Raw genomic sequence first — 9405 nt, 5'->3', positions numbered from 1 at the left:
CCCACGGGCCCGCCGCCGCGCATCGTGCAGCCGCCGCGCGACCCGCGGGCACGGCGACCGCGCGGCCGCCGCCCCCGCCGGGTGCGTCGGGTGCTGCTGCTCGTGCTCGTGGCCTGGCTGGCCTTCCTGGTCGCCACCCCGCTGTGGGCGGTCAGCACCATCGACAAGGTCGACATCGAGCCGCGTGCCGGCGAGCGTCCGCCGGAGCAGCCCGGCACGACGTACCTGCTGGTCGGCTCCGACAGCAGGCGGGGCCTCAGCGACGAGGAGAACCAGCGCCTCGGCACCGGCGGCGTCGGCGACGTCGGCGCGCGCACCGACACCATCATGCTGCTGCACACCGGTGCGGGCCCCGACCTGCTGCTGTCGATCCCCCGCGACTCGATCGTCGACATCCCGGGGCGCGGCACCGGCAAGATCAACGCCGCCTTCGCCTACGGCGGTCCGCGCCTGCTGGTGCGCACCATCGAGCAGGCCACCGGCGTCCGGGTCGACGACTACGTGGAGATCGGCTTCGGCGGCTTCGTCAACGCCGTCGACGCGGTCGGGGGCGTCACGGTGTGCCCGCGCGAGCGCATGGTCGACCCCAGGGCCAACCTGCGCATCCGCAGGGGCTGCCAGGAGGTCGACGGCGTCACGGCGCTGGGCTACTCCCGCTCCCGCTACGTCAGCGCCTACGGCGACCTCGACCGCGCCCGGCGCCAGCGCGAGGTGATCAGCGCCATCGGCAGCAGGGTCGCCTCGCCCTGGACCGTGCTGAACCCGGTGCGCTACTGGCGGCTCAACGACGCTGCCCGCACGTCGCTGCGCATCAGCGAGGGCACCGGGCCGGTGGCCCTCGCGCGCTTCGGCTGGGCGATGACCCGGGTCAACGGCACCGCGGGGCTGACCTGTGGCATGCCGATCGCCGACCAGGAGGTCAACTGGGACGCCCAGCGCGCCGACGAGCTGCTGCGGCTGGTGCGCGAGGACCGCACCGGCGACATCCCCGACGAGCTGTGCACCCCCACCGGACTGGCAGGAGTCGAATGACCCAGCACGACTACGAGACGCTCTCCTGGAGCGTCGACGACGACGGCGTGACCACCCTCGCCCTCGACCGGCCCGACGCGCTGAACTCCTTCACCGTCACCATGGCCCGCGAGCTCGAGCACTTCTTCACCGTCACCGCCCACGACGACGCCGTGCGAGCCGTCGTCGTCACGGGCGCCGGCCGGGCGTTCTGCGCCGGCATGGACCTCTCGGCCGAGGGCAACGTCTTCGGCCTCGACGAGACGCTCGAGCCGACGCCCGAGGTGCTGCGCGAGCACCTCACCGAGGAGCCGTGGCAGTCGGGCGTGCGCGACACCGGGGGCAAGGTCGCGCTCGCGATCCACGCGATGCCCAAGCCGGTCATCGCCGCGGTCAACGGTGCGGCGGTCGGCATCGGCGCCACCATGACGCTGGCGATGGACATCCGGATGGCCTCCACGCAGGCGCGCATCGGCTTCGTCTTCGGCCGCATCGGCATCGTGCCGGAGGCCGCGTCGTCGTGGTTCCTGCCCCGCATCGTCGGCCTGCCCCAGGCGCTGGAGTGGGTGTACGCCGCCGACATCCTCACCGCCGAGCAGGCCCTGGCCGGACGCCTGGTGCGCTCGGTCCACGAGCCCGACGAGCTGCTGGGCGCCGCCCAGGACCTCGCCCGCTCGTTCGTGCGCGACCGCTCCCCCGTCGCCCTCGGCCTCGCCAAGCGGCTGCTGCTCGCGGGCGCCGGTGCCGACCACCCGGTCGAGGCCCACCGCGCCGACAGCCTGGCGATGTGGCACGCCTCCCAGGGCGACGGCAAGGAAGGCGTGGCGGCGTTCCGCGAGAAGCGCACGCCGCGCTTCACCGGCCGTGCCAGCGAGCTGCCCGAGATCCGCTGAGGCGATCGGCTAGCGGGCCAGCACCTCGGCGGCGTACGTCGTCGGCAGCGCGAGCAGCGGCTCGGCCGCCAGCTCGTGGCGGGCCAGCGAGGTCAGGTGCACCTCGTCGGGGCCGTCGAAGACCTGCATCGCCCGGTGCCAGCCGTAGAGCATCGCCAGCGGCGTCGCGTCGGAGACACCGGCACCGCCGTGCACCTGGATCGCGCGGTCGATGACGCGCAGCACCGCACGGGGCACCGCGACCTTGGCGGCGGCGATGAGGTGACGGGCCTCCTTGTTGCCCTGGGTGTCGATCACGAACGCGGCCTTGTGGCACAGCGCGCGAGCCTGCTCGAGGTCGATGCGCGACTCCGCGATGCGCTCGCGCACCGCGCCCTGGTCGGAGAGCGGCTTGCCGAAGGCGACCCGCTCCTGCACCCGCGCCACCATGAGCGCGAGCGCGCGCTCGCCGGCGCCGAGGGCGCGCATCACGTGGTGGATGCGACCGGGGCCGAGGCGGGCCTGGGCGTTGGCGAACCCGCCACCCTCCTCGCCCAGCAGGTGGTCGACCGGCACCCGCACGTCGTCGAAGTCGACCACGCAGTGGCCGTGCTGGTCGTGGCGGCCGAAGACCGGGAAGTTGCGGCCCACGCTCACCCCGGGGGTGTCGGTCGGGACGATGACCATCGACTGCTGCCGGTGGGTGGGCGCCTCCGGGTCGGTCTTGCCCATCACCACGAGCACGGCGCAGCGCGGGTCGGCCGCGCCGCTGCTCCACCACTTGCGGCCGTTGATCACGTAGTCGTCGCCGTCGCGCACGATGCTGGTGGCGATGTTGGTGGCGTCGGAGCTGGCCACGGCGGGCTCGGTCATGCAGAAGGCCGAGCGGATCTCGCCGTCGAGCAGCGGACGCAGCCACCGCTCCTGCTGCGCGGGGGTGCCGCGCAGGTGCAGCAGCTCCATGTTGCCGGTGTCGGGGGCCGCGCAGTTGAGGGCCTCGGGGGCGATCTCGACGCTCCAGCCCGAGAGCTCGGCCAGGGTGGCGTACTCCAGCTGGGTCAGCCCGGAGTCGTCGGGCAGGAACAGGTTCCACAGTCCCCGCTCCTTGGCCGAGACCTTGAGGTCCTCGACGACCGGCGGCACCGTGGCGTCGTCGGGCCCGACCTGCGCGCGGTACTCGTCGTAGGCCCGTTCGGCCGGCAGCACCTCGGTGCGCAGGAAGTCGAGCAGCTCCGCGTGCAGCTCGACGGCCCTCGGCGACGGGGCCGGGTAGGCGGGGTACATCGTGGAGCCCAGGGTGGGCGTGACGTCGCTGGCCATGGCGCCATCCTCCACCATGGTGGTCATGACCGGACTCCCCCGCACCGCTCTCACGGGCGTCACCGGAGCGCTGGGCGGCGCGGTCGCCACCCTGCTCGCCGGCGCCGACGTCCCCACCCGGCTGCTCGCCCGCGACCCGTCGCGGGTGCCGGCGCTGCCGGGGACCGAGGTCGTCGGGTTCGCCGGGTACGCCGACCGCGCGTCGGCCGTCGCGGCGCTCGAGGGTGTCGAGACCCTGCTCATGGTGTCGGGCTCCGAGAGCGCCGACCGGCTCGAGCAGCACCTCGCCTTCGTGGACGCCGCGGTCGAGGCGGGCGTCGAGCGGGTCGTCTACACCTCGTTCGTCGCCGCCGGGCCCGACGCGGTCTTCACCCTCGCGCGCGACCACGGCGCGACCGAGGCGCACCTGCGGGCGAGCGGTCTGGCATGGACGTTCCTCCGCGACAGCTTCTACCTCGACGTGCTGCCGCTCTTCGCCGGCGACGAGGGCGTCCTGCGCGGCCCGGCGGGCGACGGTCGCGTGGCCGCCGTGGCACGGGCCGACGTCGCGGCGTGCGCCGCGGCCGTGCTGCGCGACCCGGTGCCGCACGCCGGGGCGACGTACGACCTGACGGGGCCGGAGGCGCTCAGCCTGGCCGACGCGGCCGCGGTCATCGGCGCCCACCAGGGGCGCGAGGTGACCTACGTGGCCGAGACGGTCGAGGAGGCCTACGCCTCGCGAGCGTCGTACGGCGCGCCCGACTGGCAGGTGGACGCGTGGGTCAGCACCTACACCGCGATCGCGTCGGGCGAGCTCGCCGGGGTCAGCGACGACGTGCGGCTGCTCACGGGGCGTCCCGCTCGGGACCTGGCGTCGGTGCTGGGGTCGACGGCGACGTAGCGGAGCCCTTGCCGCCCTTGCCCTTCCCCGTGCCACCGCCCCGCGGGGTGCTCGGCGTGACGACGGGGGCGTCGGTGCACCGGCCGGCGGCGGCCCCGGCCCCGTTGCAGTACGTCGCCCCGACGAAGGGCGAGCGCACCACCCCGTCGCGGCCCAGCGTGAGCACGCCGGCCTGGCCGACCCGGGGCGCCCGGGCGCCGGCGGCGGCCCGGTCGATCACCTGCACCGCGGTCACGGTGGCGGTGGCGGTGCCGGTCGCCTTGGCGACCGAGGGGTCGCTGAGCTGGTAGCCGATGGTCAGCGCAGGCCCGGCGGCCGTCCCCCAGCTCTCGGTGACCAGGCCGTCGGCGCCGACGACGATGCTGCGGGCGGTCCCCGTGAAGCGACCGACCAGCGGGCCGAAGTCGGGCAGGTCGCGGCTGACCTCGAGACGCTGCTCGACCCGGGCCGCGGCACCACCGAGCGCCCGCAGCCGGTCGCGGACCAGCGCGGTCGCCTCGGTCGGCGTCAGCACGGGGGTCACGAGCGGGGCCTGGCGGTCGAGGGCCCGACCGAGGGCGCGCTCGCCCAGGCACGCCTTCGCCAGCCGGGCCGGAGGGCCGCCGAGCGCGGCGGCGCAGCCCGGGGTCGCGAGCAACCGGGCGAGCACCTCCTCGCCGTCGGGCCGGCGCCGCGGGGCGACGAGGCCCAGGTCGGCCACCTGGGTGGCCAGGCCGAGCGCGGCGCCGTGGAGCACCTGCACGCCCCGGTTGCGGGCGTCGTCGGCGGCGGTGACCAGCAGCGAGCTGCCGGGCTCGAGGTCGGCGTCGACCTCGAGCGTCTGGCCGGGGGCGAGCACCGTGGCCGTGCCGTCGCCGTCGCCGTCGCCGCCGGCAGCGCCGGTGGCGACCGCGGCGGTCCAGGCGTCCCAGTCCACGTCGGGCCGCACGGCGTCACCGGTGGTGCCGCGGTCGGCGACGCCCGGGGCGTTGAGGCGGATCGGCACCCCGCGGGTGTTCGTCAGGCGCAGCACGCGGCTCTCGCCGTCGCGGTCGAGGCACCACGAGACCGTGGAGCGTCGCCAGCTCTTGGCGACGTAGCCACCCTCGCGGGCGCCCGCGGTGTCGTCGCAGGTCGCCGGGTCGACGTCGTCGGGGCGGGTCGCGTCCTCCTCGAGGGCCGCGTCGACGGCCTCGCCGAGCCGCCGACGCACGGAGTCGGGGTCGATCGCGAGCACCCCGAAGGTGGCGAGCTCGGGGACGATGAACTCCACGTGGGAGCCGTCGGCGTCGAGGGTGCCGTCGACGAAGCGCCAGGGCGCGGAGTCGTCGGCGCGCGCGGCCACCGTCACCGGGGTGCCCTCGGGCAGCACGCTGTCGAGCGTCATCCGGACCAGCACCGGCTGGTCGAGGCGCGGCCCGGACACCGGGTAGAGGTCGGAGACGAAGTAGTACCCCTGGCCGGTCTCGGGTGCGGGCTGCGCCTCGCCGACGTCGACGGCGTCGGGGTCGACAGCGCCGATCACCTCGACCGGGGCCTCGCCCTCGGCGACCGGGGCCGGGGTCGGGTTGGTGGCGGGCTCGTCGTCGCCGAACCAGGAGCAGCCGGACGCCGTCAGCAGCAGCGCCACCACGACAGCGGCAGCCGGACGCGCGCCGCGGCGGGTGCGGGCGGGGGGACGGTGTGGCTCCATGCGACGTCGCCCGCCGCAGGGGTCGCGGGCGCCTCCGCGCTCACGATACGAGAGCGAGCGTTCCGTTTTGGGCGTTTTGGTCGAACGTCCTCCGCGCGGACGGCCCGCCTAGGACATCCGGTCGACGTAGGCGACGACGCGGTTGAAGAGCTGCGTGACCGCCGCGGTCTCCGGGAGCGTCGTGCGTCGGGGCTCCGACCCGAGGTCGGCGGCGCCCGCGACGTGGGCGCAGACCCTCGCGGCGTCGTGCACGGCCCGCGGCTCCACGGTCCACATGGCCTCGAAAACCCGGTCGCGGTCGCGGACCTGCTGCTGCCCGGGCAGCTCCCAGGCGGTGAGGACGACCGGGAGGTCGGGGGCGTCGCACACGATGGCCCACTCCCGGCGCAGCGGGGCACCGTCCGAGAGCGACACCTTGGCCGGGCGGCTGTCGGGCTCGCTGTGGCCGAAGTCGGCGAAGACCGTGGTCGAGCGGGCGAACTGCGCCAGCTCGAGCCAGCGCGGCTCGGCCTTCTCGTAGAAGCGCTCCCGCTGGAAGGCGCCGAAGACGTCGGCGTGCTCGGCCTTGGCGCAGAACTCGTCCTCGATCGACCACGAGAGCCCGAGCAGGGTGCGCTTCTTCAGCCGGTACGTCGAGAGCCCGGCGTGACGGCGTCGCAGGTAGGCGTAGATCGACGGCGAGGTCGGCGCGACGTCTGCCTGCGCCTGCGCGATGGCGAGGTCGAGCCGCATCCCCGCCTCCTTGCGGGCCACCACCCGCTTGATCGCCGCCACCGTCTCCTCGTCGTAGCGCCGGTGGCCGCTGTCGAGGCGGTGCGGCACGGGGAAGCCGTGGCGCTGCTCCCACATGCGCAGCGTGGCGCTGCTGACGCCGGTGCGGTCCGCGAGGTCGCCGATGGTCAGCGTCGCGCTCGCGATGTCCGTCTCCACGCGCTCCATGCTAAACCTCCACGCATACCTGAACGAAATGTTGAACTCGGCCCGATGGGGCACCCATCGCACACGCCCACCGCGCGACACCGGCACCGCCTGGTCGCGGGGTACCCGGGGAGTCGCGGCTCCCACCACGACCCGGCCACCACCCGGCCGGACCCACCGAGGAGCACACCGTGCGACGCACGTTGCCCACCGCCGCCGACGTGGTCGTCGTCGGCGCCGGCCTGGCCGGCCTGGCGGCCGCGCTGCGGCTCGCCCGCGGGGGTCTCGACGTCGTGGTCGTGGAGGCCGCCGAGCGCGCGGGCGGCCGCGTGGTCACCGACCACGTCGACGGGCTGCTGCTCGACCGCGGCTTCCAGCTGCTCAACCCCGCCTACCCCGCCGTGCGCGACCTCGTCGACGTCGACGCGCTCGACCTGCAGGCCTTCGGGGCCGGCGTCGCGGTGCGCCACGGCGGCCGGCTGCACGAGCTCGGCGACCCCCGCCGACACCCGAGGTCGGTGTGGAACGACCTCACCACCCCGCTGCTGACCGTGCGCCAGAAGCTCGCCCTCGTCGCCTGGATGGCGCGCGTGGGCTTCGGACCGGCGACGGCGGTCAAGGCCCAGGACGACGTGCCGCTGCACGAGGCGCTCGCGGCGTGCAGGCTCGACGGGGCCCCCACCGACCGCGTGCTCCGCCCGTTCCTGGCCGGGGTGCTCGCCGACGGTGACCTCGAGACGTCACGACGCTACGCCGACCTCGTGGTGCGCTCCTTCGTCCGCGGCACCCCGTCGGTGCCGGCGCGGGGCATGCAGGCGCTGCCCGACCAGCTGCTCGAGCGGCTCGGCCCGGAGCGGGTGCGGTTCGGCACCACCGCCCAGATCGTCACCGGCCACCGGGTCGTCACCGACCACGGCACGGTGGGCGCCCGGGCGACGGTGGTGGCCACCGACCCCGTCACCGCAGCCGACCTCCTGGGCTGGCCGCGACCGCGGATGCGCGGCCTGACCACGCTGTGGTGGCGCGCGGCGGAGCCGCCCAGCCCGAGCAGGCTGCTGCACGTCGACGGCGAGGGCCGCGGACCGGTCGTCAACGCCGCGGTCGTCTCGCAGGCGGCACCGGGCTACGCCGCTGACGGGGCCCTGCTCCAGGCCTCCGTGCTCGGGGCCGGCCACGACCCCGTCACCCTCGAGCGGGCCGCCCGGGCCCAGACCGCCCGGCTGCTGGGTGCCGACGCGAGCGGGTGGGAGCTGGTGCGGGTCGACGACCTGCCGCGAGCACTGCCGGCCCTCGACCCCGGCACCCCGCTGCAGCGCGAGGTCGACCTCGGCGACGGCGTGTTCGTCGCCGGCGACCACCGCGACACCCCGTCGATCCAGGGCGCGCTCGTCTCCGGCCGCCGTGCCGCCCGCGCCGTGCAGGCGCGCCTGCGCCGCCCCGTGGCCCGCGTCGGCTGAGGGCCCTCAGCCCCTCAGCTCGTCGCGGGCGTACTTCGCGATCGCCCGGGTGTTCCACGCGTCGGTGCTGCCGCCGATGACACCGCCGAGCACCGGCACGCGCTTGGCGGCGAACGACGCGAGCCGCTTGCCGCCCACCTCGCTCAGCAGCGACGTCGCGACCTGGGCGCCCACCGTGCGGTCGAGCGGCGTACGGGCGGCGCGACGGGCCTTGGCCCCACCCTTCGCGGGCGGCTCGGTCACCGTCGTCTGCTCGCCCTGGGGCAGCCCGGCGATCTGCCGCGGCGTGCCGGGCAGCCGGCCGTCGCGCACGAGCTGGCGCACGACGGAGCGCCCGAGCATGGTGGCGAGCACCGCGTTGCGCACGCGGGTGTCGTCGAGGTCGAGGCCGCGCAGGTGGGCGATCGCGGCGACCAGCCGGATCTGCACCACGGCGAGCCCGCCGATGTTGGCCGGGATGGCCCACGCCGCGGTCACGAGACCCCCGACGTTGGTGACGAAGCCCTCCGCCCCCGCCAGGCCGAGGTGGACGCGGGTGAGCCGGTCGATCGCCTTCTCGACGTCGCCCCCGGAGTCCTCGAGCGCCTTGTCGGCGGCGGCCCGGGCACCGGCCAGCGGACCGACACCCGCGATGGCGTGGTGCAGCGCCTGGTGCACGATCTCGGCGGTGGGGCCCTCGGGGATGGCACCGAAGCGGTTGAAGGCGGCGCCACCGGCGCGACGGACGAGACCCATGGCGTGACCGTAGCGGCAGGTAGGTTGCGGCGCGTGAGCGGCAACCAGCGTGGCCAGGTGCAGATGGGTCCCGACGAGGTGGCGGCGTTCGTGGACGAGCAGCGCACCGCGACCATCGCGACCCACGGTCGTGACGGGGCGGCGCACCTCGTCGCGATGTGGTACGCCGTCGTCGACGGCGAGGTGTGGTTCGAGACCAAGGCCCGCTCGCAGAAGGTCGCCAACCTGCGCCGTGACGACCGGCTGTCGGTGCTCGTCGAGGCCGGCCACACCTACGACCGGCTACGAGGCGTGGCGCTCGAGGGCCGCGCCGAGGTGGTCGACGACCCCGAGGCGGTCTGGCGGGTCTGCCGCGAGGTCTTCGAGCGCTACCTCGGCCCCTACAGCGAAGAGCTCCGGCCGGCGGTCGACGACATGGCCCGCAAGCGGGTCGCCGTGCGGCTGGTCGTCGAGCGCACCCGCAGCTGGGACCACCGCAAGCTCGGCCTGCCCCCGATGGAGGTCACGGGCAGCACCGCACCGGCGGCCGGCGCGCCCTGA

Annotated in this window: 9 protein-coding genes; 5 read left to right on the top strand and 4 right to left on the bottom strand. The window is 75.4% G+C overall.

Annotation, left to right across the window (positions count from 1 at the left end; genetic code table 11):
* Window positions 1-1032 (top strand): LCP family protein (locus ACYU8I_RS07765; protein ID WP_460839204.1); only part of this gene is annotated, 1032 nt, incomplete at its 5' end.
* Complete coding sequence (locus tag ACYU8I_RS07760) at window positions 1029-1904, top strand: crotonase/enoyl-CoA hydratase family protein (protein WP_460839202.1); 876 nt, start codon at window positions 1029-1031, stop codon at window positions 1902-1904. The genes ACYU8I_RS07765 and ACYU8I_RS07760, both read left to right, overlap by 4 nt.
* 9 nt (window positions 1905-1913) lie before the next feature.
* On the opposite strand, the gene ACYU8I_RS07755 is transcribed toward ACYU8I_RS07760, so the two are convergent.
* Window positions 1914-3230, bottom strand: coding sequence for an acyl-CoA dehydrogenase family protein (locus ACYU8I_RS07755; protein WP_460839198.1), 1317 nt, complete (start codon window positions 3228-3230; stop codon window positions 1914-1916).
* Here ACYU8I_RS07755 and ACYU8I_RS07750 point away from each other — a divergent pair.
* Window positions 3229-4083, top strand: coding sequence for an SDR family oxidoreductase (locus tag ACYU8I_RS07750; protein WP_460839194.1), 855 nt, complete (start codon window positions 3229-3231; stop codon window positions 4081-4083). The genes ACYU8I_RS07755 and ACYU8I_RS07750 overlap by 2 nt on opposite strands.
* Here the strand turns inward: ACYU8I_RS07750 and ACYU8I_RS07745 are convergent.
* Both ACYU8I_RS07745 and ACYU8I_RS07740 read right to left on the bottom strand, forming a co-directional pair.
* Complete coding sequence (locus ACYU8I_RS07745) at window positions 4028-5755, bottom strand: hypothetical protein (protein WP_460839191.1); 1728 nt, start codon at window positions 5753-5755, stop codon at window positions 4028-4030. The genes ACYU8I_RS07750 and ACYU8I_RS07745 overlap by 56 nt on opposite strands.
* A gap of 108 nt (window positions 5756-5863) precedes the next feature.
* A complete protein-coding gene (locus ACYU8I_RS07740; RefSeq protein WP_460839187.1) occupies window positions 5864-6685 on the bottom strand; it encodes a DICT sensory domain-containing protein in 822 nt (273 codons plus the stop codon).
* A gap of 179 nt (window positions 6686-6864) precedes the next feature.
* Between ACYU8I_RS07740 and ACYU8I_RS07735 the strand changes: the two genes are divergently transcribed.
* Window positions 6865-8130: an FAD-dependent oxidoreductase gene (locus ACYU8I_RS07735; protein WP_460839185.1), complete on the top strand. Its 1266-nt coding sequence runs from the start codon at window positions 6865-6867 to the stop codon at window positions 8128-8130.
* A 6-nt stretch (window positions 8131-8136) separates the two neighbouring features.
* On the opposite strand, the gene ACYU8I_RS07730 is transcribed toward ACYU8I_RS07735, so the two are convergent.
* On the bottom strand, window positions 8137-8865 hold the full coding sequence (locus tag ACYU8I_RS07730; protein ID WP_460839182.1) for an EcsC family protein: 729 nt from the start codon (window positions 8863-8865) through the stop codon (window positions 8137-8139).
* Window positions 8866-8898: 33 nt separating this feature from the next.
* On the opposite strand from ACYU8I_RS07730, the gene ACYU8I_RS07725 reads away from it, so the two are divergent.
* On the top strand, window positions 8899-9405 hold the full coding sequence (locus ACYU8I_RS07725; protein ID WP_460839180.1) for a pyridoxamine 5'-phosphate oxidase family protein: 507 nt from the start codon (window positions 8899-8901) through the stop codon (window positions 9403-9405).

The organism is Nocardioides marmoraquaticus (assembly GCF_054777915.1).
This window is presented reverse-complemented; position numbering and strand designations above follow the sequence as displayed.

What these genes read in the sequence shown, in the direction of transcription:
- ACYU8I_RS07760 (WP_460839202.1), top strand. Translation starts at nt 1,029, where the DNA reads ATGACCCAGCACGACTACGAGACGCTCTCCTGGAGCGTCGACGACGAC.
- ACYU8I_RS07750 (WP_460839194.1), top strand. Translation starts at nt 3,229, where the DNA reads ATGACCGGACTCCCCCGCACCGCTCTCACGGGCGTCACCGGAGCGCTG.
- ACYU8I_RS07755 (WP_460839198.1), bottom strand. Translation starts at nt 3,230, where the DNA reads ATGACCACCATGGTGGAGGATGGCGCCATGGCCAGCGACGTCACGCCC.
- ACYU8I_RS07745 (WP_460839191.1), bottom strand. Translation starts at nt 5,755, where the DNA reads ATGGAGCCACACCGTCCCCCCGCCCGCACCCGCCGCGGCGCGCGTCCG.
- ACYU8I_RS07730 (WP_460839182.1), bottom strand. Translation starts at nt 8,865, where the DNA reads ATGGGTCTCGTCCGTCGCGCCGGTGGCGCCGCCTTCAACCGCTTCGGT.